Consider the following 23,594-nt stretch of genomic DNA (forward strand, 5'->3'; position numbering starts at 1 on the left):
CCGGAGACATCACCACGGAGCGTGAGCGACCGAATGCACAACCAGTTCGTCAGCCGCGGCCCTCCCACACCGGCTCCGGGACCTCGACGACCTCACCGTCGGCGCGGAACAGCACGTACCGGTCGAAGGAGCGGCTGAACCAGCGGTCGTGCGTCACCGCGATCACGGTGCCGTCGAAGGTGCGCAGGCCCTCCTCCAGGGCCTCGGCGCTGGCCAGGTCGAGGTTGTCGGTCGGCTCGTCGAGCAGCAGGAGGGTCGCTCCCGACAGCTCCAGCAGCAGCACGAGGAACCGGGCCTGCTGGCCGCCGGAGAGGGTGCCGAAGCGCTGGTCGGCCTGTGCCGCCAGCTCGTACCTCGACAACGCCGGCATCGCCTGCGGCCGCGGCAGGCCGTCGCGCCAGTCGTCGCCGCGCCAGAGGATCTCGGCGAGGGTGCGATCGAGCAGCTCGGGGCGGTCGTGCGTCTGCGAGAAGTGGCCGGGCCGGACCCGCGCGCCGAGGCGCACCTTGCCGCCGTGCGCAACCGGGGCGAGCTCAGCGCCGATCACCGGGCCGTCCGGGTCGGTGCCGCCGCGGGCCAGCAGCCGCAGGAAGTGCGACTTGCCGGTGCCGTTGCCGCCGAGGACGGCCACGCGGTCGCCGTACCAGATCTCCAGGTCGAACGGGTACGTCAGGCCGTCGAGCTCCAGCTCCTCGCACATGACGGCGCGCTTGGCGGTGCGCCCGCCGGACAGGCGCATCCGGATGTCCTGCTCCTTCGGGGGCGCCGGCGGCGGGCCGGCCTCCTCGAACTTGCGCAGCCGGGTCTGGGCCGCCTGCAGGCGCGAGGCGAGGCCGTCGTTGTAGGCGGCCTTCGTGCGGTACATGATGACCAGGTCCTTGAGCTTCTGATGCTCCTCGTCCCAGCGCCGGCGCAGCTCGTCCAGCTTCTCGTGGCGAGCCACGCGCGCCTCGTGCCAGGACGCGAACCCGCCCGGATGCACCCACGCGGAGCCGCCCTCGACCGCCACGACACGGTCGGCGGACTGCGCGAGCAGCTCGCGGTCGTGCGAGACGTACAGCACGCTCTTGGCCGACTCCCGCAGCCGCTCCTCCAGCCAGCGCTTGCCCGGCACGTCGAGGAAGTTGTCGGGCTCGTCGAGCAGGAGCACCTCGTCCTCGCCCCGCAGCAGCAGCTCCAGCGCGAACCGCTTCTGCTGGCCGCCGGAGAGGGTGCGCACGGGCCGGTCCCGCGTGGCGTCCCACGCCAGGCCCAGGGCGGCGACGCTTACCGTGTCGAAGAGGACCTCGGCGTCGTACCCGCCGGCCTCGCCCCACGCCGCCAGCGCGTTGGCGTAGCGCAGCTGCGCCTTCTCGGCCGCGGCCCCGCTCGCCTCGTGCATCGCGCGCTCGGCCGCGGCGAGCCGGGCACCCACCTCGGCCAGCCGGGGCGGCGCGAGCTGCAGCGCCAGGTCGTACAGCGTGCGGTCGTCGCCGATCATGCCGATGAACTGGCGCATCACGCCAAGCCCGCCGGAGCGCGCGACCGCGCCCGTGTGCACCGGCAGGTCGCCGGCGACCATCTTGAGCAGGGTCGTCTTGCCGGCACCGTTCGGGCCGACGAGCGCCACCTTCGCGCCCTCACCGACCCGGAACGAGACCTCGGAGAAGAGCTCACGACCGTCCGGCAGCGTGTGCCCGACCCCTGCGACGTCCACATATCCCACGTCGAAGAGCTTCAGCCGCAGCGGTACCTCAGGAAAGCGGTTTTTGGACCCTGAGCACCCGGAAGCCCTTGTGGCTGGCGTGGCGCTCCGCCGCGAAACCCTGCTCGGCGAGCCAGCGCTGCAGCGAGTCCCCGCCCAGGTTCTTGGCCACGACCAGCCACGCAGTGCCGTCCGGGGCCAGCCGCGGCAACCAGCGCAGCAGCAGCGCGTGCAGCTCCGGCTTGCCGATGCGGATCGGCGGGTTGGACCAGATCTGCGTAAACCCGACACCGTCCGGCACCTCGTCGGGCAGCGCCGCCACGATCCGTTCCGCCAGCCCGAGCGCCGCGGCGTTCTCGCGGACGAGCTCCAGCGCGCGCTGATTGACGTCGATCGCGTACACCGTCGCGCGCGGCGCCGCCGTGGCCAGCACGGTGGCGATCGGCCCGTATCCGCAGCCCAGGTCCAGCAGCGCACCCTCCGTTCGCGGATCCGGCGCAGGGGCCTCCTTCAGCAGTACCGCAGTGCCGGGATCCAGTCGGCTCCACGAGAACACCCCCGAGGCCGAGGTCAGGCGAAACTCCTGGTCAAGGGCTTCGAACACGACCTCGTGCCGCTCGTGCGCGACGGCCGGGTCGGCCGAGAAGTAGTGCTCGCCCGCCAAGATGCCCTCCTTCGTGCCGGCTCGCAACGCATTGTCCACGCGCAGGTGACGGGCCGTTCGGGCGGCCACCCGTCGGGGATGCACGAAACATCGCCGACACGCCAACGCTCGGCGGCGTCGGCTACCCTGTGCGACATGACTTCTCGGGACGAGCAGCGCCGGAAGCGGCGTTCCGACTCGTTCCGCCGGGACGAGGCGGACGAAGCCGACAACTGGCTGGCGGGTCTCCGCGGCAGCGGCCGGGGCGAGCCCGACCCGTTCGCGGGTCCGCCGCCTGAGCCGGTCGCCCCGTTCGACCGCCCCTTCGATCGGCCCGGCCCTCTCGATCGGCCCGGACCTCCCGATCGGCCCGGACCTCCCGAGCGTTCCGGCTCCTTCGAGCGTCCGGGTCCCCTGGAGCGCTCGGGTTCGTTCGATCGCACGACGGCCCTGGAGCGTCCCCGCTCGGGCCCCGGCCCCGGCTCTGGCTCTGGCGAGTTCCGCGGGCCTTCCGATTCGCGCGGTTCCGGCGAGTTTCGCGGCTCCGGCTCGGCGCCCGCGCGTGGTGGCCGGCGCTCCCGCGACGACTCCCCCAGCGGCGTCTTCGGCCCGGGTGCACTGCCGCCCGCGCCCCCGCCGGCCCGCCCCAACGTCGAGGCCTGGTCCAACCCGGACGCCCCGACCAGCCCGGCCGGCCGCCGCCGCGCTGCCGACGAATCTCCGAGCGGCTCGTTCGGCCGCGGCACCGCCGAGTCGACCGGCTCGTTCGGCCGCACCGGTGAGTCGTCCGGTTCGTTCGGCCCCGCCGAGCCCCGGGACCGCCGGCGCACCCGCGACGAGAACGGCCGCAACGCCTCGGAGTCGTACGATCACGGCCCGCAGCTGACCCCGATCATCAAACCACTGAACGATCTCGTCGCCGCGACGCCACCGGACGAGCCCCCGCCGCTCGTGCCGATCTTCCCCAACCTGCGCCCGGACGCGTCCCCGACCAGCGGCGCGGGCCGCCGCGCCCGTCGCGCCGCCGAGCCGGACGAGCCCGCCGCCTTCACCGGCGACGTCACGGGCGGCCGCCGCCGCGCCCCCGAGGACGGCGCCGGCCGGCGCCGCCGAGACGAGTACGACGAGCCCCGCGCCGGCAACAGCACCGGCCCGCGCACCGGCGACCTGGCATCCCGCACCGGCGACGTCGGCTCCCGAACGGGCGACCTGGCCTCACGCACCGGAGACATCGGGCCGCGCACCGGAGACATCGGCTCACGCACCGGGGATGTCGGGTCGCGCACCGGCGATGTCGGCTCCCGCACGGGCGACCTCGGTTCCCGCACGGGTGACGTCGGCGGGCGGCGCAGGGCGGCCGAGGAGCCCGCCAACGGCCGCGGCGGCGTGTACTCGGGCGAGACCACCGCGTTCCGCCCCGGCGACGACACCGGCGCGCGACGGCGGCGCCAGGGCGCAAACGGCGAGGCCGGCCCCGCGCGCCCCCACGACGACCCCCGGGACGGCTTCGGCGGCGGCGCCCCGTATGCGGGCGAGACCACCATGTTCCGCCGGGGCGAGGACCCGGGCGTGCGCCGCCAGCGCCCCGCGTTCGACGACGACCCGCGGCGGGACTTCGACGACGTGCCGCGGCGCGGCTACGACGACGATCCGCGGCGAGTGCGCGCCGGGTTCGAGTCCGCGGCCCCCGCGACCGACACCGGCCGGCGCGACGACAGCGGCATCCGCCGGCGCGACGAGGCGATGCGCCGCCGTCCGGCCCTGGACGAGCCGCCGCAGCAGCGCCGGGCCATAGACGACGCGATGCCCGGCTACGACCCCTACGACGATCCCTCCGCCCGGCGGCGGGACGGTCGGCGGGGCACCGGGGAGTACACCGGCGAATTCACCTCCGGCGGCACCCGTCGCGCGCTGCGCGAGCCGCCCGGCGGGCGCCCGAGCGGGCCGCCCTCGCGCCCCGACCGGCTCGACCGGCCGCGCTCCGGCGGTTCGGTCCGCCCCGCCATCGAGCCGGGCCGCCCCTCGGGCCCGCGCCCGCACCGCTGGGTGGCGATGATGAGCGCGATCGCCGTGCTCGTGGTGCTGGGCGCCTGCGGGATGGGCACCTGGTTCATCTTCAAGGACGAGAAGAACGGCCCCGACTCGGCGAAGTCCAGCGCGACGGCCGGCCCGAAGCGGCGCGACATCAGCAGCCGCGACGTGGACCCGAAGGCCCTGACCGAGGCCGAGGTGTTCCCGAGCAACAACATCGTGGCCGTGCCGGACGAGCCACCGTACGTCATCCTGGCGACGAAGGCGGCCAACGACTGCAAGGTCGCCGCGACCGAGCAGCTCGCGACGCTGCTGGCCGGCGCGGGCTGCACCGAGGTCGTGCGCGCGACGATGAAGTCGCCGAACGAGGAGTACCTCATCACGGCCGGCATCTTCAACGTGAGCAGCGAGAAGGTGGCCGCGCAGACCTTCGACAGCATCAAGCCGATCGTCGACGGCCAGAAGGGCCGCTTCGCGGGCATGAGCGTCGGCGCCGGCACCGGCACGGACGCCCTGGTCCGCGCCCCGACGCAGCTGGGCTGGAACTACAAGGGCCACTTCATCACGTACTGCGTGATCGCCCGCGTCGACGGCAACAACTTCGCGCAGGGCGACCCGTACCCGAACCAGATCACGTACGACATCGTCGAGACGTACCTGGACAACGGCATCATCGAGAACCGCGCGATCATCCAGCCCGAGGCGACCCCGGCGGCTTCCCTGCCCGGCTCGCAAGCCCCGAGCTGACCCTCCACGACCACCCTGCCGCACTCCATAGGCGTGCGGCAGGTCGGGCGAGCGCCGGTCGGTGAGCGCGCCCACGGGCTGTGGGCCGTCCAGCAGCACATCGCGTGCAAATGCCGCGAAATCACGCAATCGCCGTACGGCGCAGAAAATGATGAAATATCCGATAAGTCGTGGCACGGAGTGCCCGACTTATCGGGTCGGATCCGGGGTGACCGCCGGACGGGAACGGTGCTAGGCCAGGTCGCGGCGGCGGCGGGTCTGCTCGGCGCGGGCCAGGAGCGAGGCGGAGTCCGGCGGGTACGTCACGGCCACCAGCGTGAGGCCGTGCGCGGGCGCCACGACCACCTCGTCGGCGCGGACCGCGCGGGTCAGCAGGGTCGCCGGCCACTGCGAGGCACGCCGGCCGTCGCCCGTGGCCAGCTGGGCACCGACCAGACTGCGCACCATCGACCAGCAGAACGCGTCCGCCTCGACGGTGGCGACCAGCGTGCCGTCCGGGTCGCGGCGCCAGTCCATCCGGGCCACGGCGCGGATCGTGCTCGCGTGCTCCTTGCGGCGGCAGAACGCGGCGAAGTCGTGCTCGCCCACCAGGCCCGCGGCCGCGGCGTTGAGGCGCTCCAGGTCGAGCGGGCGCGGCCAGGCGAGGGTGTTGCGGCGGCGGAGAGGGTCGGCTCCGTAGGGGGCGTCCGTCACGCGGTACTCGTAGCGGCGCGCCAGAGCCGAGAAGCGCGCGTCGAACTCCGGCGGCGCCTCGGCGGCCGCGAGCACGCGCACGTCCGGCGGCAGGAGGCCGGAGAGCTTGCGCACGAGGGCGGGTGCCAGGACCGCCCAGCGCTCCGGCGGCACGTCGACGTGGCAGACCTGGCCGGTGGCGTGGACGCCGGCATCGGTGCGCCCGGCCACGGTGAGGCCCTCGACGGACCCGAACAGGCGCTCCAGCACCGCCAGGAGCTCGCCGGCGACCGTCCGGCGGCCGGGCTGCAGCGCCCAGCCCGAGAAGTCCGTGCCGTCGTAGGAGACGTCGAGGCGGACGCGGACGCTCATGGTGTACCCCCAAAGAAGGAAAAGCCCGGCACCCCCGAAAGGGTGCCGGGCCCTCGGACCGCGACCAGGTGATCAGGCCTTGGTCTCGTCGTCCTTCGCCTCGTCGGCGGCCGGGGCCTCGTCCGAGGCGGCGGCCGCGGGGGCCTCCTCCGCCTCGTCGCCGGCCAGCACCGCGATCGAGTCGGCCTTGGCGGCCTTGCGAGCGGCCTTGCGCGGCGCCTTCGGGGCGGCCGCGACCTCGAGCTCCTCGACCAGCTCGATGATGGCCATCGGGGCGGCGTCGCCCTTGCGCGGGCCCTTCTTCACGATGCGGGTGTAGCCGCCGGGACGGTTGCTGAAGCGCGGCGCGATCTGGTCGAAGAGCGCGAACACCACGTCCTTGTCCCGCACCACGGAGAGCGCTTGACGGCGCGCGTGCAGGTCGCCGCGCTTGGCCTTGGTGATGAGCTGCTCGGCGAGCGGGCGCAGCCGCTTGGCCTTCGTCTCGGTCGTGGTGATGCGACCGTGCTTGAACAGCGACGTGGCAAGGTTTGCCAGCATCAGCCGCTCGTGCGCGGGGCTGCCGCCGAGCCGGGGACCTCTGGTGGGCGTGGGCATTGTTAGGGACTCCTCTAATACAGCAGGCTGTGTTACAGCTGCTCGGTCTCGCGGTAGTCGTCGGCGTCGTAGTCCACCTCGGCGAAGGAGTCCACGACGTGGGCCGGGTCGAACGTCGGGGCGGAGTCCTTGAGACCCAGGCCCATCCCGGCGAGCTTCATCTTGACCTCGTCGATCGACTTCTGACCGAAATTCCTTATATCGAGGAGGTCGGCCTCCGTCCGGCTGATCAGCTCCCCGACGGAGTTGATGCCCTCGCGCTTGAGGCAGTTGTAGGAGCGGACGGTCAGGTCCAGCTCCTCGATCGGCAGCGCCAGGTCGGCAGCGAGCTGCGCGTCCTGCGGCGACGGGCCGATGTCGATGCCCTCGGCGGTCTCGTCCAGCTCGCGGGCGAGGCCGAACAGCTCCACCAGCGTCGAGCCGGCCGAGGCCAGCGCGGTGCGCGGGGTGAGCGACGCCTTGGTCTCGACGTCGATGATGAGCCGGTCGAAGTCGGTGCGCTGCTCGACACGGGTCGCCTCGACGCGGTACGTCACCTTGAGCACCGGCGAGTAGATCGAGTCGACCGGGATGCGCCCGATCTCCTGGCCCTGCTGCTTGTTCTGGTTCGCGGTCACGTAACCGCGACCGCGCTCGACGGTGAGCTCCATGTCGAGGCGGCCCTTGCCGTTGAGCGTGGCCAGCTTCAGGTCCGGGTTGTGCACGGAGACGCCGGCCGGGGGCTGGATGTCGCCCGCGGTGACGTCGCCCGGGCCCTGCTTGCGCAGGTACATCGAGACCGGCTCGTCGTGCTCGGAGCTGACGCACAGCTCCTTGATGTTCATGACGAGCTCGACCACGTCCTCCTTGACGCCGGGGATCGTGGTGAACTCGTGCAGCACGCCGTCGATCTTGATGCTGGTCACCGCCGCGCCCGGGATCGAGCTCAGCAGGGTGCGACGCAGCGAGTTGCCGAGCGTGTAGCCGAAGCCAGGCTCGAGCGGCTCGATAGTGAACTTGGACCGGACCTCGCTGATCGACTCTTCGGCGAGGCTGGGACGCTGGGAGATGAGCACGTTCTTTCCTCCAGTTCGTTGCGCGCCCGCTATATGACGCGCTCCGGATCGGCGGGGCCTCGCGGCCTCTACGCCCAGTCTGGCTCGATGACGCTTCGCGCGGATCGACCCAGACCGGGCGCCGACGATGTTGCTACTTGCTGTAGAGCTCGACGATGAGCTGCTCCTGGACCTGGGTGTCGATGACCTGCCGCGCGGGCAGGCTGTGCACCAGGACCTTGAACTCGCTCGGGATGAACTCCAGCCACGCGGGGACGGTCTTGCTGCCCGCGAGGCCCTGCGCGATCTGGAACGGGGTGAGCTCCCGCGACTTCTCGCGCACCTGCACGATGTCGTGCTCGCGGAGGCGGTACGACGGGATGTCGACCTTGCGGCCGTTCACCACGATGTGGCCGTGCTTGACCAGCTGGCGGGCCATGTCGCGCGACGACGCGAGGCCGGCGCGGTACACGACGTTGTCCAGCCGCGACTCGAGGATCCTCAGCAGCTCCTCACCGGTCTTACCCGGCTTGGCGACGGCCTCCTCGTAGTACCCGGCGAACTGGCGCTCGAGCACGCCGTAGATGCGGCGGGCCTTCTGCTTCTCGCGCAGCTGCAGGAGGTACTCGGTCTCCTTCGGCCGGCCGCGGCCGTGCTGGCCGGGCGGGAAGGGACGCGACTCGAACGGGCACTTCGGCCCGTCGCACTTGCTGCCCTTCAGGAACAGCTTCATCTTCTCGCGCCGGCAACGACGGCAGTCGGCACCTGTGTAACGAGCCATGTTCTCTTCGTCTCTTCCCTTAGACCCGGCGGCGCTTCGGCGGACGGCAGCCGTTGTGCGGCTGCGGCGTGACGTCAGAGATCTGCCCGACCTCGAGGCCGACGGCCTGCAGCGAGCGGATCGCGGTCTCCCGGCCGGAGCCGGGGCCCTTCACGAAGACGTCGACCTTGCGCATGCCGTGCTCCATCGCGCGACGCGCGGCGGCCTCGGCCGCCAGCTGCGCGGCGAACGGGGTCGACTTGCGCGAGCCCTTGAAGCCCACCTGGCCGGCGGACGCCCAGGAGATGACGGCACCCGTCGGGTCGGTGATCGACACGATGGTGTTGTTGAACGTGCTCTTGATGTGCGCCTGCCCGTGGGCGACGTTCTTGCGTTCCTTGCGCCGGACCTTCTTGACAGCGGTCGCGCCGGCGCGAGCCTTCGGCGGCATTCTCTATGCGCTCCTAGATGCGTTTTCTGATCTCGGACTCGACTACTACTTCTTGCCCGGCTTCTTCTTGCCGGCGACCGTGCGCTTCGGACCCTTGCGGGTGCGCGCGTTGGTCCGGGTGCGCTGACCGCGCACGGGCAGGCCCTTGCGGTGCCGGATGCCCTCGTAGCAGCCGATCTCGACCTTGCGGCGGATGTCCGCGGCGACCTCGCGGCGCAGGTCGCCTTCGACCTTGAAGTTGGCCTCGATGTAGTCGCGCAGCTGCACGACCTCTTCATCGGTCAGGTCCCGAGCCCGCTTGTTGGGGTCGATACCGGTGGCGGCCAGAAGCTCGACGGCGCGGGTACGCCCGATGCCGTAGATGTAGGTGAGCGCGATCTCCGTGCGCTTCTCGCGCGGGAGATCGACACCAACGAGACGTGCCATAGGTGGGCGTGCTCCTCATGTGTGCGGAGGTCTGTGCCCGCTCCGCCCCGCCTGCCCACAGACGGGCCCCGGCCTCCGACCGGGGGTGCAGCCCACGCGCACCGCCGTCTGACGGCGGTCGCCCGGGGCTGGAACGGGCAATTGCTAAAAGTGGATCCGGCAGTGCCGAGGGCTCAGCCCTGGCGCTGCTTGTGACGCGGGTCAGTGCTGCAGATGACCATGACCCGGCCATGCCGCCGGATGACCCGGCAGTTGTTGCAGATCCGCTTGACGCTCGGCTTGACCTTCACGGTTTGCCTAACTCTCGCTGCGCACGCGCTCTTACGAGCGGGCGCGACAGAACCCGACCGTTACCTGGGTACCGACACCGATTACTTGTAGCGGTAGACGATGCGCCCGCGAGTGAGGTCGTAGGGCGACAGCTCCACGACAACACGGTCCTCGGGCAGGATGCGGATGTAGTGCTGCCGCATCTTGCCGCTGATGTGCGCCAAGACCTTGTGGCCATTGGCGAGCTCCACCCGGAACATCGCATTCGGGAGTGGCTCGATCACTCGGCCCTCGATCTCGATGGCCCCGTCTTTCTTCGGCATGTCCTCCGCTACCTGACATCGGGTCTGGTGGTCGACGCTCGCATCCGTTTCCCCAGGTCATCGGCGGTGCCGAAACCTGGAGCCAGCCGCGGCTCCGGTCATGCCACTAGAAGCGCGTGGAGGCATGCCGGAGTGGACGCTTTGCGCCAATGGGCAAGTCTACGCGCGGGACCCCGTCGCACCAAATCGGGGGGCCTAGCTGTCCCGGTAGCGCCTCTGACGGTCGTCCGGGTGGTTGCCGAGGGCCTTCGTGGAGAACGTGGTGGCGAGCAGCACGGCGCCCCAGGGCCCGGCGACCCACATCGGCCAGAAGTACACGGCCTCGCCGCTGGAGATGCTCACCAGCGCCCAGATGACCACGTTGACCGATACGGCGACGATCCAGGCGCTCCAGATGCCGATCAGCCACCTCGGGTTGCTCCGGTCGCGATCGCGGTCGCGGCGCCGGCGCTCGTCGTGGTCGTCCACCTCCGGCTCGTGCGGCGCGAGCTGCGAGCTGCCGACCGGGTGGAACCCGGGTAGGTCCTTGAGAATGACGTCCAGGTCGCCGTAGGTGCGGGCCGCGTACGTCTCCTTGAGGCGATCATCGTATTCGCCGAGCGACAGCCGGCCCTCGTCGAGCGCCGCCTTCAGGCGCTCGGCCACGAACTGCCGGTCCACGTCGGCCGCGCGCAGGTCTTCCCGCCGGTCTGCCACCGTTCCCCCTTCGCAGTGTGCACACAGAATGCCACCGTGCCCGCAGAGGGTTCCACCCCGGTCTTTCCCTTACTCTGCCGCGGGCACGGGCTCACGGGCCGTAATGAGCTCTCCGAGGCGGGAACGGCCGCCGTCGTGGGCGGTCAGGACCCACACCCCGTCGTCGCAGATCGCCATCGTGTGCTCGACGTGTACCGCGACCGAGCCGTCGAGGGTCACCACGGTCCAGCCGTCGTCGAGCTCGGCGACCTTGGGCCGGCCGCGGGTGATCATCGGCTCGATGGCCAGGGCCATGCCGGGGCGCAGCGACACGCCCTTGCCCGGCCGCCCGGTGTTCTGCACGAACGGGTCCTGGTGCATCGCGCTGCCGATGCCGTGGCCGCCGTAGCCCTCGACGATGCCGTAGCGGCCCGCCTTGCGGATCGAGGACTGGATGGCGAACGAGATGTCGGTCAGCCGGCCCTTGCCCGAGCGGGCGCCGCGCGCCGCGGCGGCGATGCCGGCCCACATGGCGTCCTCGGCGGCCCGCACGAGGCCGCGCAGGTCCGGGCGGACCTCGCCGACCGCGACCGTGATCGCCGCGTCGCCGTGCCAGCCGTCGAGGTCGGCGCCGCAGTCGATGGAGATCAGGTCGCCCTCGCGCAGCACCTGCCGGGGGCTGGGGATGGCGTGTACGACCTGGTCGTTCACCGAGGAGCAGATCGAGGCGGGGTACCCGTGGTAGCCCTTGAACGACGGCACCGCGCCGGCGGCGCGGATCGTCTCCTCGGCGATGCGGTCCAGTTCGGCGGTGGAGACGCCGGGCCCGACGGCGGCCCGCATCCGCTCCAGCGCGTCGGCGACGACGAGCCCGGCGCGGCGCATGAGGCCGATCTGCTCGGGCGTCTTGAGCTCGATCTCGAGCTGATGTGCCATGAGACGTTCCTGCGGGGGATCAGGCGCCGTAGGAGCGCAGGGCGTCGATCGCGCGCACAGTGACGTCCTCGACCGGACCGGTGGCGTCGATGCCCACCAGCTTGCCCTGCGCGCCGAAGTAGTCCACCAGCGGCGACGTGTCCCGGGCGTACACCTTCAGCCGCTCGGCGATGGTCTCGGCCTTGTCGTCGTCGCGCTGGAACAGCTCGCCGCCGCAGCGGTCGCAGACCCCTTCGTGGGTCGGCGCGTCGAACTCGACGTGCCAGATTTTCCCGCACCCGCGGCAGGTCCGCCGGCCCGAGAGCCGGCGGATGACCTCTTCGTTCTCGACGACCAGCTCGAGCACGATGTCGAGCCCGGTGCCGAGGTCGGCCAGCAGCTTGTCCAGCGCGTTGGCCTGCGGCACCGTGCGGGGGAAGCCGTCGAGCAGGAAGCCGTCGACGGCATCGCCCTCGGCCAGCCGGTCGGACACCATGTTGATGGTGACCTCGTCGGGCACGAGCTGGCCCGCGTCCATGTACCGCTTGGCCTCCACGCCGAGCGGGGTGCCCTGCCCGACGTTGGCCCGGAAGATGTCGCCCGTGGAGATTTTGGGCACGGCGAGGTGAGCGGCGATGTACTCGGCCTGGGTCCCCTTGCCCGCCCCGGGGGGACCTACCAGCACCAGCCTCACTACCGGAGGAACCCTTCGTAGTTGCGCTGCATCAGCTGGCTCTCGATCTGCTTCACCGTCTCGAGGCCCACACCAACAATAATGAGCACCGCGGTTCCACCGAACGGGAAGTTCTGCAGAGCCTGCCCGCCACCCACGATCCCGATGAGCAGGTTGGGCAGGATCGAGATGATGCCCAGGTAGAGCGCGCCGGGAAGCGTGATGCGGCTGAGGATGAAGTCAAGATACTCGGCCGTCGGCTTGCCCGGGCGGATGCCAGGGACGAATCCACCGTACTTGCGCATGTTGTCCGCCACCTCGGTCGGGTTGAAGGTGATGGACACGTAGAAGTAGGTGAAGAAGATGATCAGCAGGAAGTAGATCGAGATGTGCCAGGCGCTGTTCTGCGGCACGATGTGGCGGTTGATCCACAGGATGGTCTTGTTGGTCGTGTCCGTTCCGGCGAACGACGTGACCAGCTGCGGCAGGTAGAGCAGCGACGAGGCGAAGATGACCGGGATGACGCCCGCCTGGTTGACCTTGAGCGGGATGTAGGTCGACGTTCCGCCGTACATGCGCCGGCCGATCATGCGCTTCGCGTACTGCACCGGGATGCGCCGCTGGGCCTGCTCGAGGAAGACCACGAAGGCGATGACCACGACGGCCAGGCCGACGATCACGAAGAACGTGGTCTTGTTGTCCTGCCAGATCTGGATGCCCTCGAGCGGGAGCCGGGCCGCGATCGAGGTGAAGATCAGGACCGACATGCCGTTGCCGACGCCGCGGTCGGTGACGAGCTCGCCCAGCCACATGATGACGCCGGTGCCGGCGGTCATCGTCACGACCAGCGCGCCGAGCGTCAGCCACATCGGGATCTTGCCGGTGTTCGGGATGATCGGGAACTGCGACTGGTCGCACGCGCCGCCGAAGAGCTGGCCGGACCGCGCCAGGGCGACGAACGCCGAGGCCTGCAGGATGCCGAGGCCGAGGGTCAGGTAGCGCGTGTACTGCGTGATCTTGGCCTGGCCGGACTGGCCCTCCTTGCGCAGCTGCTCGAGCCGCGGGATCACCACCGTCAGCAGCTGCAGGATGATGCTCGCTGTGATGTAGGGCATGATGCCCAGCGCGAACACCGACAGCTGCAGCAGCGCGCCGCCGGAGAACAGGTTCAACAAGGTGAAGACCTGGTTGTCCTTGCTGTTCTCGACGATGTTGAGGCACTTCTGCACGTTGCCGTAGGACACGCCCGGGCTGGGCAGCGTGGCGCCTAGGCGGTACACGCCGATCATCAGCAACGTGAACAGGATTTTCTTGCGCAGGTCAGGCGTTCGGAACGCACTAACAAAGGCGGAGAGCAACTTCATCCTCCTGCGCAAGGCGGCCGGTCGTTCGGCCGACGAGGTGGGGTCCGGGTGGAACGGGTGACGCTGTCGAACGTATGAGTCCAACGTGTTTCTGCGCAACGGACTCTAACAGGATGTCCGGGGCACATCACGTCCGGCTTTTGATGCACGCCGTGGCGCCCACCGAGATGGTGGACGCCACGATAGCGCTCTATGCCGCTTCGCCGCCGAGCAGCTTGACAGAGCCGCCGACCGCCTCGATCTTCTCCTTGGCCGACGCGCTGAACTTGTGCGCGCTGACCTGCAGCTTCACGCCGCCAAGCTCGCCGTCACCGAGGACCTTGACCAGCTCGCCCTTGCGGACGGCACCGGCCTCGACCAGGTCGGCAACGGAGACCTCGCCGCCCTGCGGGAAGAGCTCCGCGAGGCGTGCAAGATTCACAACCTGGAACTCGATCCGGTTGCGGTTGCGGAAGCCCTTGAGCTTCGGCAGGCGCATGTGGAGGGGCATCTGCCCACCCTCGAACGCCGCCGAGATGTTCTTGCGGGCCTTGGAGCCCTTGGTACCACGACCGGCGGTCTTGCCCTTGGAGCCCTCACCGCGACCCACGCGGGTCTTCGCGGTCTTGGCGCCCGGGGCGGGCCGCAGGTGGTGCAGCTTGATCGTCATCGGATTACTCCACCTCTTCCACGGTGACCATGTGCGTCACGGTGTGGATCATGCCGCGGATCTCCGGGCGGTCCTCCTTGACGACCACGTCGCGGATCCGCTTGAGCCCGAGGGAGCGCAGCGTTTCGCGCTGGTTCTGCTTCGAACCGATCTCGGACCGGATCTGGGTGACCTTCAGACGGGCCATGGCTATGCACCCGCCCCGGCCCGCGCGGCCAGCATGGCGGCCGGAGCGACGTCCTCGACCGGCAGGCCGCGGCGAGCGGCAACCGCCTCCGGCGACTCGAGCTTCTTCAGCGCCGCCACCGTCGCGTGGACGATGTTGATGGCGTTGGAGGAGCCGAGGCTCTTGGACAGCACGTCGTGGATGCCAGCGCACTCCAGGACGGCGCGGACCGGGCCGCCGGCGATGACGCCCGTACCGGCGGAGGCCGGCTTGAGCAGCACCACACCGGCCGCGTCCTCGCCGATCACCGGGTGCGGGATGCTGGCCGCGAGCCGCGGGACCTTGAAGAAGTGCTTCTTGGCCTCCTCGACGCCCTTGGCGATGGCCGCGGGCACCTCCTTGGCCTTTCCGTAGCCGACGCCGACCGTGCCGTCGCCGTCGCCGACGATGACCAGGGCGGTGAAGCTGAAGCGACGACCACCCTTCACGACCTTGGCGACGCGGTTGATCGCGACGACCCGCTCGAGGTGGGGGGTCTTCTCGGCGGGCGCGTTGCCGCGTCCGCCACCCTCGCGACGGTTCTCGCGACGGCCGCCACCTTCTTGGGTGCTACCGGACCCGCCGCCCCTGCGCTGAGGACCAGGCATGAACGTTTCCCTTCTTAGAACTCGAGTCCGGCTTCGCGGGCGGCGTCAGCCAGGGCCGCGATGCGGCCGGCGTACCTGTTGCCACCACGGTCGAAGACGACCTTGCCGACACCCGCGGCCTTGGCCCGCTCGGCCAGGAGGGCGCCCGCCTTGCGAGCCAGCGCCTTCTTGTCGCCGTCGGTACCACGGATGGTCGCGTCGAGCGTCGAGGCCGAGGCCAGCGTGTGGCCCTTGTTGTCGTCGACGATCTGCGCGGTGATGTTCCGCAGCGAGCGGGTGACCACCAGGCGGGGACGCTCGGCGGTACCACTGACGTGCTTGCGGATGCGGAAGTGCCGGCGAGCACGCCCCGTGCGGCGCGCGGCGGCAACGCCGCCGGAGTTGCGGCGCTTGAGCAGCGTGGCGCTCATTTCTTACCAGCCTTTCCGGCCTTGCGGCGGATGACCTCGCCCTGGTACCGCACGCCCTTGCCCTTGTACGGCTCCGGCGGACGAATCTTGCGGATGTTGGCGGCGACCTCGCCGACCTGCTGCTTGTCGATGCCGGCGATGTGGAACACCGTCGGCCGCTCGACCGTGAAGGTGATCCCCGGCGGCGGCGTGACGAGGACCGGGTGCGAGAACCCGAGCGCAAACTCGAGGTCGCTGCCCTTGGCCGTGACGCGGTAACCGGTGCCGGCGATCTCCAGGCTCTTGCGGTAGCCCTCGGTGACGCCGACCACCATGTTGGAGATCAGCGTGCGCGAGAGGCCGTGCAGTTCCTTGGACTTGCGCTCGTCGTTCGGGCGGACGACGTTGTACGTGCCGTCCTCGGCCCGCTCGACCGTGATCGGCTCGGCGAGGGTGTGCGAGAGCTCGCCCTTGGGGCCCTTGACGGAGACCACCGGGCCGTCGATCTTGATTTCGACGCCGGAGGGAACCGTGATCGGCTTACGTCCGATTCGAGACATGTGATGCCTTCCCTTACCAGACGTAGGCGAGGACTTCCCCGCCCACCCCTCGCTTGCGGGCCTGCTTGTCGGTCAGCAGGCCCTGGGACGTCGAGATGATGGCCACGCCGAGACCGCCGAGCACGCGCGGCATCTCGACCGACTTCGCGTAGACGCGGAGGCCGGGCTTCGACACACGGCGGATGCCGGCGAGACTGCGCTCGCGGTTCTGGCCGTACTTGAGGTCGACGACAAGGGTCTTGCCGACCTTGCCCTCTTCCGGCTCCTGAACCAGCCACGAGGACACGTAGCCCTCGGACTTGAGCACCTCGGCGATGTTCGCCTTGATCTTCGAATATGGCATCGACACCCGGTCGTGGTACGCCTGGTTGGCGTTGCGCAGACGGGTCAACATGTCTGCGATCGGGTCGGTCATGGTCATGGGTTTGTCAGCCTTTCTCGCCGCGGTTCCGCACCGTCGCGGTGGGCCTGCGGCGAAGGAGGATTACCAGGAAGCCTTGGAAACGCCGGGCAGTTCGCCACGGTGCGCCATCTCGCGGATGCACACGCGGCACAGACCGAACTTGCGGTAGACGGCCTTGGGCCGGCCGCAGCGCTGGCAGCGGGTGTACGCGCGGACCGCGAACTTGGGCTTCGCGGCGGCCTTGAGGACGAGAGCCTTCTTCGCCATTGGTCAGTTCTCCCTAGTTCTCACGGAAGGGGAAGCCGAGCAGCTTGAGCAGCGCCCGACCCTCCTCGTCCGTGCGGGCGGTGGTGACCACGGTGATGTCCATCCCTCGCGGCCGGTCGATGCGGTCCTGGTCGATCTCGTGGAACACCGACTGCTCGGTGAGACCGAAGGTGTAGTTGCCGTTGCCGTCGAGCTTGCGCCCGTCGAGGCCGCGGAAGTCGCGGATACGGGGCAGCGCGATGGACAGCAGGCGGTCCAGGAACTCCCACATCCGGTCGTTGCGAAGCGTGACCTTGGCGCCGATCGGCATGCCCTCGCGCAGCTTGAACTGCGCGATCGACTTGGTCGCCCGGCGGACCTGGGGCTTCTGGCCGGTGATCGTGGCCAGGTCGCGGACCGCGCCGTCGATGAGCTTCGAGTCGCGGGCCGCCTCGCCGACGCCCATGTTGACGACGACCTTCACCACGCCGGGGATCTGCATGACGTTGGCGTACTTGAACTGCTCCTGCATGGCGCCCGCGATCTCGTCGCGGTAGCGCTGCTTCAGGCGCGGGTTCACCTTCTCAACGGTCGTCATCACAGTTCCTTACCGCTACGGCGGGACACGCGGACCTTGAGCCCGTTCTCGTCCTCGCGGGCGCCGACCCGGGTGGCCTGGCCGTCCGAGTCGATCACCATCACGTTCGAGATGTGGATCGGGGCTTCCTGCGTCACGATGCCGCCGGTCTTCGAGCCCCGCTGGGTGGTGCGGATGCGGGTGTGCTTCTTGACCCGGTTGACGCCCTCGACGACGACCTTGTCCTCGCGCGGGAGCGCCTGGAGCACCTTGCCGCGGGAACCCTTGTCCTTGCCGGCGATGACCAGGACGGTGTCGCCCTTCTTCACCTTCACGGCTACAACACCTCCGGCGCGAGCGAGATGATCTTCATGAAACGCTTGTCCCGCAGCTCGCGACCGACGGGGCCGAAGATGCGGGTACCGCGCGGGTCACCGCCGTCCTTGATGATCACGGCGGCGTTTTCGTCGAAACGGATGTACGACCCGTCCGGCCGGCGCCGCTCCTTCGTGGTCCGGACGACGACGGCCTTGACCACGTCGCCCTTCTTCACGCCGGCGCCCGGAATGGCGTCCTTCACCGTGGCCACGATGATGTCGCCGATGCCTGCATAGCGGCGGCCGGAGCCACCGAGCACACGAATGCACAGGATTTCCCGGGCACCCGTGTTGTCGGCGACGCGCAGCCGCGACTCCTGCTGAATCACGCTTGTCTCCTAATGTCTGCCAGTTCTCGGCGCCGGGCACGGTCTGCACCGGACCGGCGCCGAGCTTGGCGGAACGACGGCCTTACTTGGCCTTTTCGAGGATCTCCACGACCCGCCAGCGCTTGGTCGCCGACAGGGGACGGGTCTCCATGAGCAGCACGCGGTCGCCGATGCCGCACGCGTTCTGCTCGTCGTGCGCCTTCAGCTTGCTGGTGCGGCGCATGACCTTGCCGTACAGCGGGTGCTTGACCTGGTCCTCGACCGCCACGACGACGGTCTTGTTCATCTTGTCGCTGACCACGAGGCCCTCGCGGACCTTGCGGCGGCCGCGCACCTCGGTGCCCGACTCGGTCGTCTGCTCGCTCATGCTCATGCCACCTCAGCCACAGCGTCGGGCGCGGCCGAAAGTCCCAGCTCGCGCTCGCGCATGATCGTGTAGATCCGGGCGATTTCCCTGCGGATGACCTGCAGACGCCCGTGGTTGTCCAGCTGCCCGGTGGCCGACTGGACGCGGAGGTTGAACAGCTCCGCCTTGGCTTCCCGCAGCTTCTCGACCAGGCCCTCGTCGGACAGCTCACGCAGCTCGGTCGCCTTGATACCGGCGGCCATCACACATCAGCCCCTTCGCGCGTGACGATCCGGCACTTCAACGGAAGCTTGTGGATCGCGCGGCGCATCGCTTCCCGAGCGATCTGCTCGTTCGGGAACGACATCTCGAACAGGATCCGGCCCGGCTTGATGTTGGCCACCCACCACTCCGGGGAGCCCTTGCCGGAACCCATGCGGGTCTCGGCCGGCTTCTTCGTGATGGAGCGGTCCGGGAAGATCGTGATCCAGACCTTGCCGCCACGGCGGATGTGCCGGGTCATCGCGATACGGGCCGCCTCGATCTGGCGGTTCGTGATGTACGCGGGCTCGAGGGCCTGAATACCGAACTCGCCGAAGACCACGCGGGTGCCGCCCTTGGCCGGGCCGTGACGGTCCGGGTGGTGCGGCTTGCGGAAGCCCTTCGGGGGCTTACGAGGGATCAGCATTCGTCAGCCCTCCTGCTGCGTCTCTGCCGGAGCGGCAGCCGGCTCAGCGGCCGGAGCCGGAGCCGGGGTGCTCTCGCCGGCGGCCTCGGCGGCGTGCGCCGCCGCGGCGGCGCGGCCGGCCTCGGTGCCACCGGCGGTCGTGCCGGAGGAGCCAGAACGCCCGCGACGCGGCCGCTCGGGCCGGTCGGGACGCTCACGGCGGCCACGCGGAGCGGCGGCCTCGGCCGGCGCCTCGCGACCCGGAACGGCGTCGCCCTTGTAGATCCACACCTTCACGCCGATGCGGCCGAAGGTGGTACGCGCCTCGAAGAAGCCGTACTCGATGTTCGCGCGCAGCGAGTGCAGCGGAACGCGGCCCTCGCGGTAGAACTCGGTCCGGCTCATCTCGGCGCCGCCGAGGCGGCCGGAGACCTGCACCCGGATGCCGCGCACGAGCGGGTTCTTCATCGCCGACTGCATGGCCTTGCGCATCGCACGGCGGAAGCTGACCCGGCTGGACAGCTGCTCGGCCACGCCCTGCGCGACGAGCTGCGCGTCCGACTCGGGGCTCTTCACCTCGAGGATGTTCAGCTGCACCTGCTTGCCGGTGAGCTTCTCGAGCTCAGCACGGATGCGGTCGGCCTCGGCGCCCTTGCGGCCGATGACGATGCCCGGGCGGGCCGTGTGGATGTCCACGCGGACCCGGTCGCGGGTGCGCTCGATGTCGACCTTGGCGATACCGGCGCGCTCCAGGCCCTTGGACATCATCCGACGGATCTTGACGTCCTCGGCGATGTAGTCCTTGTAGAGCTTGTCGGCGTACCAGCGGGACTTCCAGTCGGTGCTGATGCCGAGCCGGAACCCGTGCGGGTGAACTTTCTGACCCATTACTCGGTCTCCTCCTCGGCGTCAGCCTGCTTGGCCGCCGCCTTCTTGGCCGCCGCCTGCTGGGCCGACTTTTTGGGGCCAGCCGTCTTCTTGGCGGGCGCCGAGGTCTCCTCGACCTCGTCGGCGTCGGGCTCCGGCGTCACTGCCTTCGCGGCCTTGGTCGCCTTGGCCACGCCGGCCTTCGCGGCGCGGGCCTGTGCGACCGGGACGCTCTCGACCACGATCGTGATGTGGCTGGTGCGCTTGCGGATCCGGTACGCCCGGCCCTGCGCCCGCGGACGGAACCGCTTGAGCGTCGGGCCCTCGTCGACGTAGGCCGCGGCGACCAGGAGCGAATCGGGGTCGAGACGCTCGTTGTTCTCTGCGTTGGCGATGGCGCTGGCCAGCACCTTGTAGACCGGCTCGCTCGCCGACTGCGGCGCGAACTGCAGCACGGTGAGCGCCTCGCGCGCGGGCAGGCCGCGCACGAGGTTCACCACGCGGCGCGCCTTCATCGGCGACACGCGGACGTGCCGCGCGATCGCCCGCGCACCGGGCAGCGCCGCCTCGCTCTTCGTTGGCATCGGGAAATCCTCTTGATTCCTATCGGCTGCCTTAGCGGCGGCGGCTCTTCCGGTCGTCCTTCTCGTGACCCTTGAACGTGCGGGTCAGCGCGAACTCGCCGAGCTTGTGCCCGACCATCGCCTCGGTCACGAAAACGGGAACGTGCTTACGCCCGTCGTGCACGGCGATCGTGTGGCCGAGCATCTCGGGCACGATCGTCGAGCGGCGCGACCACGTCTTGATGACGTTCTTGGAGTTCTTGGCGTTCTGGACTTCCACCTTCTTGATCAGGTGGTCGTCAACGAACGGGCCCTTCTTCAGGCTGCGAGGCATTGCTCAGGCTCCTTAGCCGCGCTTCCGGGTGGCGTAACGCCGACGGACGATGAGACGGTCGCTCGGCTGGCCCTTGCGCCGCGTACGGCCCTCCGGCTTGCCCTTCGGGTTGACCGGGTGGCGACCACCCGAGGTCTTACCCTCACCACCACCGTGCGGGTGGTCGATCGGGTTCATCGCGACACCACGGACGGTCGGGCGCTTGCCCTTCCACCGCATGCGGCCGGCCTTGCCCCAGTTGATGTTCGACTGGTCGGCGTTGCCGATCTCGCCGACGGTGGCCCGGCAGTGCACGTCGACGCGCCGGATCTCGCCCGAGGGCATGCGCAGCGTGGCGTACTGACCCTCGCGGCCCAGCAGCTGGATGCCGACGCCGGCCGAGCGGGCCAGCTTGGCGCCGCCGCCGGGGCGCAGCTCCACCGCGTGGACGGTGGTGCCGACCGGGATGTTGCGCAGCGGCAGGTTGTTGCCGGGCTTGATGTCAGCGCCGGCACCCGCCTCGACCTGGTCGCCCTGCTTGAGGTCCTTCGGGGCGATGATGTAGCGCTTCTCGCCGTCGGCGTAGTGCAGCAGGGCGATGCGCGCGGTGCGGTTGGGGTCGTACTCGATGTGCGCGACCTTGGCGGGGATCCCGTCCTTGTCGGCACGCCGGAAGTCGATCAACCGGTACTGGCGCTTGTGGCCGCCGCCCTGGTGGCGCGTGGTGACGCGGCCGTGGACGTTGCGGCCGCCCTTGCTCGGCAGCGGGACGAGCAGCGACTTCTCAGGCGTCGACCGGGTGATCTCCGCGAAGTCGGCAACGCTCGAACCACGACGACCGGGCGTCGTCGGCTTGTACTTACGAATAGCCATCGTCTATACCCCTCAGCTGACCGGTCCGCCGAAGGCTTCGATCCGGTCACCCTCGGCGAGCTTCACCAACGCCCGCTTCGTGTCCTTGCGCTTGCCCCAACCCGTGCGGGTCCGCTTGCGCTTGCCTTCGCGGTTGATGGTGTTGACCGACAGGACGCGGACGTTGAAGATCTGCTGGATCGCGATCTTGATTTCCGTCTTGTTGGCGTCCGGGTGCACCAGGAACGTGTACCAGTTGCGGTTGAGCTCGCTGTAGCTCTTCTCCGAGACCACCGGCTGGATGATCACGTCACGCGGGTCGGCGATCGTCGCCATGGCTCAGCCCTCCTCGTTGCTGTCGGCGTCGGCGGTCTCGCCGACCTCGGCCGGCACCCCGAGGAACTCGCTCAGCGCCGCGGTGGTGAAGACCACCTCGTCGGCCACGAGCACGTCGTGGGTGTTGAGCTGGTCGGCGACCAGCAGGTGCACCGACTGCTCGTTGCGCAGGCTCAGCCAGTTGGCCTCGTCGTCACGCGCGAGGACCACCAGGACCCGGCGCGCCTCGGTGATGCCGTGCAGCACCTTCAGCGCTTCCTTGGTCTTCGGGGTCTCGCCCTCGATGAACGTCTCGACGACGTGGATCCGGCCCTCGCGGGCGCGGTCCGACAGCGCGCCGCGCAGGGCGGCCGCCTTCATCTTCTTGTTCACCCGCTGGGTGTAGTCCCGCGGCACGGGGCCGTGGACCACGCCACCGCCGGTGAACTGCGGCGCGCGGATCGAGCCCTGGCGGGCGCGGCCGGTGCCCTTCTGCTTGTAAGGCTTCTTGCCGCCGCCGGCGACCTCGCCGCGCGACTTGGCCTTGTGCGTGCCCTGACGGGCCGCGTTGAGCTGGGCCACGACGACCTGGTGCAGCAGCGGGATGCTGGCCTGCGCGTCGAAGATGTCGTCCGGCAGCTCGACGGTGCCGTTGGTCTCGCCGGCGGCCGTGCGAACGTCAACCGTGGTCATTTGGTGATCCCGCCCTTCTGCGCCTTCGCCTCGGTCTTGGCCGCGGTGCGCAGCAGCACGAGGCTGCCCTTCGGGCCCGGGATGGCGCCCTTGACCAGGATCAGGCCGTCCTCGGCCTCGATCTTCTGGATCGTCAGGTTCTGCACGGTGAAGCGCACGCCACCCATGCGACCGGCCATCCGCACGCCCTTGAAGACGCGACCCGGGGTCGCGCAGGCGCCGATGGAGCCGGGCGAGCGGTGCTTGCGCTCGACACCGTGGCTGGCGCGCAGGCCGTGGAAGCCGTGACGCTTCATGACACCGGCGTAGCCCTTGCCCTTGCTGCGGCCGGTGACGTCGATGCGCTGTCCGGCGGTGAAGGCGTCGGCGGTGATCTCCTGGCCGAGCGAGTAGTCACCCGCGTCGGTGGTGCGCAGCTCGACAACGTGCCGGCGCGGCGCAACGTCCGCCTTGGCGAAGTGGCCGGCGCGCGGCTTGTTGACCTTGCGGGGGTCAATCTGGCCCCACGCCAGCTGGACCGCCGAGTAGCCGTCGTTGTCGGGCGTGCGCACCTGGGTCACGACGCACGGGCCGGCCTGCACCACGGTCACGGGGACAACCTTGCCGTTGTCCCAGACCTGGGTCATGCCGAGCTTCTCACCCAGGATGCCCTTGACTTGCCTGTCCATAAGTCCGAGTCCCTACAGCTTGATCTCGATGTCGACACCGGCCGGCAGGTCGAGCCGCATCAGCGAGTCGACCGTCTTCGGGGTGGGGTCGATGATGTCGATCAGACGCTTGTGCGTGCGCATCTCGAAGTGCTCGCGCGAGTCCTTGTACTTGTGCGGCGAGCGGATCACGCAGTAGCGGTTGATCTCAGTGGGCAGCGGCACCGGGCCCGCGACCTGAGCCCCGGTGCGCGTGACCGTCTCGACGATCTTCCGCGCCGAGGAGTCGACGACCTCGTGGTCGTAGGCCTTGAGCCGGATGCGGATCTTCTGTCCCGCCATGGTGGCTTC

35 protein-coding genes and 1 pseudogene are annotated in these 23,594 nt (G+C 69.9%); 1 reads left to right on the forward strand and 35 read right to left on the reverse strand.

Features of this window, described 5'->3' with window-relative positions; genetic code table 11:
* Positions 1-49: 49 nt before the first annotated feature.
* Together ABD901_RS14725 and ABD901_RS14730 are read right to left on the reverse strand one after the other, a co-directional pair.
* A complete protein-coding gene (locus ABD901_RS14725) occupies positions 50-1,705 on the reverse strand; it encodes an ABC-F family ATP-binding cassette domain-containing protein (RefSeq protein WP_345126293.1) in 1,656 nt (551 codons plus the stop codon).
* Between the two features lie 28 nt (positions 1,706-1,733).
* On the reverse strand, positions 1,734-2,348 hold the full coding sequence (locus tag ABD901_RS14730; RefSeq protein WP_345126959.1) for a class I SAM-dependent methyltransferase: 615 nt from the start codon (positions 2,346-2,348) through the stop codon (positions 1,734-1,736).
* A 135-nt stretch (positions 2,349-2,483) separates the two neighbouring features.
* Between ABD901_RS14730 and ABD901_RS14735 the strand changes: the two genes are divergently transcribed.
* Positions 2,484-5,105, forward strand: a complete 2,622-nt coding sequence (locus ABD901_RS14735) for a hypothetical protein (protein WP_345126295.1) — start codon at positions 2,484-2,486, stop codon at positions 5,103-5,105.
* Between the two features lie 231 nt (positions 5,106-5,336).
* Here the strand turns inward: ABD901_RS14735 and truA are convergent, their stop codons facing one another.
* The 33 genes and pseudogenes from truA to rpsJ all read right to left on the reverse strand — a co-directional run bounded on the left by truA (position 5,337) and on the right by rpsJ (position 23,585).
* On the reverse strand, positions 5,337-6,149 hold the full coding sequence (truA, locus tag ABD901_RS14740; protein ID WP_345126298.1) for a tRNA pseudouridine(38-40) synthase TruA: 813 nt from the start codon (positions 6,147-6,149) through the stop codon (positions 5,337-5,339).
* 72 nt (positions 6,150-6,221) lie between these two features.
* Positions 6,222-6,746, reverse strand: a complete 525-nt coding sequence (gene rplQ / locus ABD901_RS14745; protein WP_345126302.1) for a 50S ribosomal protein L17 — start codon at positions 6,744-6,746, stop codon at positions 6,222-6,224.
* 32 nt (positions 6,747-6,778) lie between these two features.
* Positions 6,779-7,801, reverse strand: a complete 1,023-nt coding sequence (locus ABD901_RS14750; protein ID WP_344616005.1) for a DNA-directed RNA polymerase subunit alpha — start codon at positions 7,799-7,801, stop codon at positions 6,779-6,781.
* 133 nt (positions 7,802-7,934) lie between these two features.
* Complete coding sequence (gene rpsD / locus ABD901_RS14755) at positions 7,935-8,561, reverse strand: 30S ribosomal protein S4 (RefSeq protein ID WP_345126309.1); 627 nt, start codon at positions 8,559-8,561, stop codon at positions 7,935-7,937.
* 19 nt (positions 8,562-8,580) lie between these two features.
* Positions 8,581-8,991, reverse strand: coding sequence for a 30S ribosomal protein S11 (gene rpsK / locus ABD901_RS14760; protein ID WP_033357646.1), 411 nt, complete (start codon positions 8,989-8,991; stop codon positions 8,581-8,583).
* Positions 8,992-9,036: 45 nt separating this feature from the next.
* Positions 9,037-9,417, reverse strand: coding sequence for a 30S ribosomal protein S13 (gene rpsM, locus ABD901_RS14765; protein WP_345126317.1), 381 nt, complete (start codon positions 9,415-9,417; stop codon positions 9,037-9,039).
* 173 nt (positions 9,418-9,590) lie between these two features.
* Complete coding sequence (gene rpmJ, locus ABD901_RS14770; RefSeq protein WP_014440745.1) at positions 9,591-9,707, reverse strand: 50S ribosomal protein L36; 117 nt, start codon at positions 9,705-9,707, stop codon at positions 9,591-9,593.
* 81 nt (positions 9,708-9,788) lie between these two features.
* The gene (infA, locus tag ABD901_RS14775) at positions 9,789-10,010 is read right to left on the reverse strand and encodes a translation initiation factor IF-1 (protein ID WP_007073013.1); all 222 of its coding nucleotides are present in this window, start codon (positions 10,008-10,010) and stop codon (positions 9,789-9,791) included.
* A 195-nt stretch (positions 10,011-10,205) separates the two neighbouring features.
* Positions 10,206-10,706 carry a DUF1707 SHOCT-like domain-containing protein gene (locus ABD901_RS14780; protein ID WP_345126322.1) on the reverse strand — a complete coding sequence of 167 codons (501 nt, stop codon included), beginning with the start codon at positions 10,704-10,706 and terminating at the stop codon, positions 10,206-10,208.
* A 69-nt stretch (positions 10,707-10,775) separates the two neighbouring features.
* On the reverse strand, positions 10,776-11,621 hold the full coding sequence (map, locus tag ABD901_RS14785; RefSeq protein WP_345126325.1) for a type I methionyl aminopeptidase: 846 nt from the start codon (positions 11,619-11,621) through the stop codon (positions 10,776-10,778).
* A gap of 19 nt (positions 11,622-11,640) precedes the next feature.
* Positions 11,641-12,294, reverse strand: a complete 654-nt coding sequence (locus ABD901_RS14790; RefSeq protein WP_345126328.1) for an adenylate kinase — start codon at positions 12,292-12,294, stop codon at positions 11,641-11,643.
* Positions 12,294-13,631: a preprotein translocase subunit SecY gene (gene secY, locus ABD901_RS14795; RefSeq protein WP_345126962.1), complete on the reverse strand. Its 1,338-nt coding sequence runs from the start codon at positions 13,629-13,631 to the stop codon at positions 12,294-12,296. The genes ABD901_RS14790 and secY overlap by 1 nt, the downstream gene beginning before the upstream one ends.
* 196 nt (positions 13,632-13,827) lie before the next feature.
* Positions 13,828-14,286 (reverse strand): 50S ribosomal protein L15, encoded by a 459-nt coding sequence (rplO, locus tag ABD901_RS14800; protein ID WP_345126332.1) that lies wholly within the window; start codon positions 14,284-14,286, stop codon positions 13,828-13,830.
* Between the two features lie 4 nt (positions 14,287-14,290).
* On the reverse strand, positions 14,291-14,473 hold the full coding sequence (rpmD, locus tag ABD901_RS14805) for a 50S ribosomal protein L30 (RefSeq protein ID WP_345126336.1): 183 nt from the start codon (positions 14,471-14,473) through the stop codon (positions 14,291-14,293).
* Positions 14,474-14,475: 2 nt separating this feature from the next.
* Positions 14,476-15,099, reverse strand: coding sequence for a 30S ribosomal protein S5 (rpsE, locus tag ABD901_RS14810; RefSeq protein WP_345126340.1), 624 nt, complete (start codon positions 15,097-15,099; stop codon positions 14,476-14,478).
* A gap of 14 nt (positions 15,100-15,113) precedes the next feature.
* Positions 15,114-15,509, reverse strand: a complete 396-nt coding sequence (gene rplR, locus ABD901_RS14815) for a 50S ribosomal protein L18 (protein WP_345126345.1) — start codon at positions 15,507-15,509, stop codon at positions 15,114-15,116.
* Positions 15,506-16,048: a 50S ribosomal protein L6 gene (rplF, locus tag ABD901_RS14820; RefSeq protein WP_345126348.1), complete on the reverse strand. Its 543-nt coding sequence runs from the start codon at positions 16,046-16,048 to the stop codon at positions 15,506-15,508. Before rplF ends, rplR begins: the two co-directional genes overlap by 4 nt.
* 13 nt (positions 16,049-16,061) lie before the next feature.
* On the reverse strand, positions 16,062-16,469 hold the full coding sequence (rpsH, locus tag ABD901_RS14825) for a 30S ribosomal protein S8 (RefSeq protein WP_344615994.1): 408 nt from the start codon (positions 16,467-16,469) through the stop codon (positions 16,062-16,064).
* 63 nt (positions 16,470-16,532) lie between these two features.
* Positions 16,533-16,718 (reverse strand): type Z 30S ribosomal protein S14, encoded by a 186-nt coding sequence (locus ABD901_RS14830; RefSeq protein ID WP_190249376.1) that lies wholly within the window; start codon positions 16,716-16,718, stop codon positions 16,533-16,535.
* 13 nt (positions 16,719-16,731) lie between these two features.
* On the reverse strand, positions 16,732-17,295 hold the full coding sequence (gene rplE / locus ABD901_RS14835; RefSeq protein ID WP_345126356.1) for a 50S ribosomal protein L5: 564 nt from the start codon (positions 17,293-17,295) through the stop codon (positions 16,732-16,734).
* A complete protein-coding gene (gene rplX / locus ABD901_RS14840) occupies positions 17,295-17,609 on the reverse strand; it encodes a 50S ribosomal protein L24 (RefSeq protein ID WP_345126361.1) in 315 nt (104 codons plus the stop codon). Before rplX ends, rplE begins: the two co-directional genes overlap by 1 nt.
* 2 nt (positions 17,610-17,611) lie before the next feature.
* Entirely contained in the window at positions 17,612-17,980 is a 369-nt protein-coding gene (gene rplN, locus ABD901_RS14845; RefSeq protein WP_033357657.1) for a 50S ribosomal protein L14, read from the reverse strand.
* 82 nt (positions 17,981-18,062) lie between these two features.
* Entirely contained in the window at positions 18,063-18,347 is a 285-nt protein-coding gene (rpsQ, locus tag ABD901_RS14850) for a 30S ribosomal protein S17 (RefSeq protein ID WP_238007611.1), read from the reverse strand.
* A 2-nt stretch (positions 18,348-18,349) separates the two neighbouring features.
* Complete coding sequence (rpmC, locus tag ABD901_RS14855) at positions 18,350-18,589, reverse strand: 50S ribosomal protein L29 (RefSeq protein WP_345126367.1); 240 nt, start codon at positions 18,587-18,589, stop codon at positions 18,350-18,352.
* Positions 18,589-19,014, reverse strand: a complete 426-nt coding sequence (gene rplP / locus ABD901_RS14860; protein ID WP_190249381.1) for a 50S ribosomal protein L16 — start codon at positions 19,012-19,014, stop codon at positions 18,589-18,591. Before rplP ends, rpmC begins: the two co-directional genes overlap by 1 nt.
* 3 nt (positions 19,015-19,017) lie before the next feature.
* Complete coding sequence (gene rpsC, locus ABD901_RS14865; RefSeq protein ID WP_345126376.1) at positions 19,018-19,881, reverse strand: 30S ribosomal protein S3; 864 nt, start codon at positions 19,879-19,881, stop codon at positions 19,018-19,020.
* 137 nt (positions 19,882-20,018) lie between these two features.
* Positions 20,019-20,444 (reverse strand): annotated as a pseudogene (gene rplV / locus ABD901_RS14870) (50S ribosomal protein L22); the annotation flags it as partial.
* Positions 20,445-20,475: 31 nt separating this feature from the next.
* Complete coding sequence (rpsS, locus tag ABD901_RS14875; protein WP_190249384.1) at positions 20,476-20,757, reverse strand: 30S ribosomal protein S19; 282 nt, start codon at positions 20,755-20,757, stop codon at positions 20,476-20,478.
* Positions 20,758-20,769: 12 nt separating this feature from the next.
* Complete coding sequence (rplB, locus tag ABD901_RS14880) at positions 20,770-21,609, reverse strand: 50S ribosomal protein L2 (RefSeq protein ID WP_345126380.1); 840 nt, start codon at positions 21,607-21,609, stop codon at positions 20,770-20,772.
* Between the two features lie 12 nt (positions 21,610-21,621).
* Positions 21,622-21,924 carry a 50S ribosomal protein L23 gene (rplW, locus tag ABD901_RS14885; protein ID WP_345126384.1) on the reverse strand — a complete coding sequence of 101 codons (303 nt, stop codon included), beginning with the start codon at positions 21,922-21,924 and terminating at the stop codon, positions 21,622-21,624.
* Positions 21,925-21,927: 3 nt separating this feature from the next.
* The gene (gene rplD / locus ABD901_RS14890) at positions 21,928-22,596 is read right to left on the reverse strand and encodes a 50S ribosomal protein L4 (RefSeq protein WP_345126387.1); all 669 of its coding nucleotides are present in this window, start codon (positions 22,594-22,596) and stop codon (positions 21,928-21,930) included.
* Positions 22,593-23,264, reverse strand: coding sequence for a 50S ribosomal protein L3 (gene rplC / locus ABD901_RS14895; RefSeq protein WP_345126391.1), 672 nt, complete (start codon positions 23,262-23,264; stop codon positions 22,593-22,595). The genes rplD and rplC overlap by 4 nt, the downstream gene beginning before the upstream one ends.
* A gap of 12 nt (positions 23,265-23,276) precedes the next feature.
* Positions 23,277-23,585 (reverse strand): 30S ribosomal protein S10, encoded by a 309-nt coding sequence (rpsJ, locus tag ABD901_RS14900; RefSeq protein ID WP_018347762.1) that lies wholly within the window; start codon positions 23,583-23,585, stop codon positions 23,277-23,279.
* Positions 23,586-23,594 lie beyond the last annotated feature (9 nt).

Source organism: Dactylosporangium darangshiense, assembly GCF_039537565.1.
Classification (GTDB): Bacteria; Actinomycetota; Actinomycetes; order Mycobacteriales; family Micromonosporaceae; genus Dactylosporangium; species Dactylosporangium darangshiense.

Coding starts and splice junctions, on each gene's coding strand:
- ABD901_RS14735 (WP_345126295.1), top strand. CDS start 2,484: ATGACTTCTCGGGACGAGCAGCGCCGGAAGCGGCGTTCCGACTCGTTC.
- truA (WP_345126298.1), bottom strand. CDS start 6,149: ATGAGCGTCCGCGTCCGCCTCGACGTCTCCTACGACGGCACGGACTTC.
- rplQ (WP_345126302.1), bottom strand. CDS start 6,746: ATGCCCACGCCCACCAGAGGTCCCCGGCTCGGCGGCAGCCCCGCGCAC.
- rpsD (WP_345126309.1), bottom strand. CDS start 8,561: ATGGCTCGTTACACAGGTGCCGACTGCCGTCGTTGCCGGCGCGAGAAG.
- rpsK (WP_033357646.1), bottom strand. CDS start 8,991: ATGCCGCCGAAGGCTCGCGCCGGCGCGACCGCTGTCAAGAAGGTCCGG.
- rpsM (WP_345126317.1), bottom strand. CDS start 9,417: ATGGCACGTCTCGTTGGTGTCGATCTCCCGCGCGAGAAGCGCACGGAG.
- infA (WP_007073013.1), bottom strand. CDS start 10,010: ATGCCGAAGAAAGACGGGGCCATCGAGATCGAGGGCCGAGTGATCGAG.
- map (WP_345126325.1), bottom strand. CDS start 11,621: ATGGCACATCAGCTCGAGATCGAGCTCAAGACGCCCGAGCAGATCGGC.
- rplO (WP_345126332.1), bottom strand. CDS start 14,286: ATGACGATCAAGCTGCACCACCTGCGGCCCGCCCCGGGCGCCAAGACC.
- rpmD (WP_345126336.1), bottom strand. CDS start 14,473: ATGGCCCGTCTGAAGGTCACCCAGATCCGGTCCGAGATCGGTTCGAAG.
- rpsE (WP_345126340.1), bottom strand. CDS start 15,099: ATGCCTGGTCCTCAGCGCAGGGGCGGCGGGTCCGGTAGCACCCAAGAA.
- rplR (WP_345126345.1), bottom strand. CDS start 15,509: ATGAGCGCCACGCTGCTCAAGCGCCGCAACTCCGGCGGCGTTGCCGCC.
- rplF (WP_345126348.1), bottom strand. CDS start 16,048: ATGTCTCGAATCGGACGTAAGCCGATCACGGTTCCCTCCGGCGTCGAA.
- rpsH (WP_344615994.1), bottom strand. CDS start 16,469: ATGACCATGACCGACCCGATCGCAGACATGTTGACCCGTCTGCGCAAC.
- ABD901_RS14830 (WP_190249376.1), bottom strand. CDS start 16,718: ATGGCGAAGAAGGCTCTCGTCCTCAAGGCCGCCGCGAAGCCCAAGTTC.
- rplE (WP_345126356.1), bottom strand. CDS start 17,295: ATGACGACCGTTGAGAAGGTGAACCCGCGCCTGAAGCAGCGCTACCGC.
- rpsQ (WP_238007611.1), bottom strand. CDS start 18,347: ATGAGCGAGCAGACGACCGAGTCGGGCACCGAGGTGCGCGGCCGCCGC.
- rpmC (WP_345126367.1), bottom strand. CDS start 18,589: ATGGCCGCCGGTATCAAGGCGACCGAGCTGCGTGAGCTGTCCGACGAG.
- rplP (WP_190249381.1), bottom strand. CDS start 19,014: ATGCTGATCCCTCGTAAGCCCCCGAAGGGCTTCCGCAAGCCGCACCAC.
- rpsC (WP_345126376.1), bottom strand. CDS start 19,881: ATGGGTCAGAAAGTTCACCCGCACGGGTTCCGGCTCGGCATCAGCACC.
- rpsS (WP_190249384.1), bottom strand. CDS start 20,757: ATGCCTCGCAGCCTGAAGAAGGGCCCGTTCGTTGACGACCACCTGATC.
- rplB (WP_345126380.1), bottom strand. CDS start 21,609: ATGGCTATTCGTAAGTACAAGCCGACGACGCCCGGTCGTCGTGGTTCG.
- rplW (WP_345126384.1), bottom strand. CDS start 21,924: ATGGCGACGATCGCCGACCCGCGTGACGTGATCATCCAGCCGGTGGTC.
- rplD (WP_345126387.1), bottom strand. CDS start 22,596: ATGACCACGGTTGACGTTCGCACGGCCGCCGGCGAGACCAACGGCACC.
- rplC (WP_345126391.1), bottom strand. CDS start 23,264: ATGGACAGGCAAGTCAAGGGCATCCTGGGTGAGAAGCTCGGCATGACC.
- rpsJ (WP_018347762.1), bottom strand. CDS start 23,585: ATGGCGGGACAGAAGATCCGCATCCGGCTCAAGGCCTACGACCACGAG.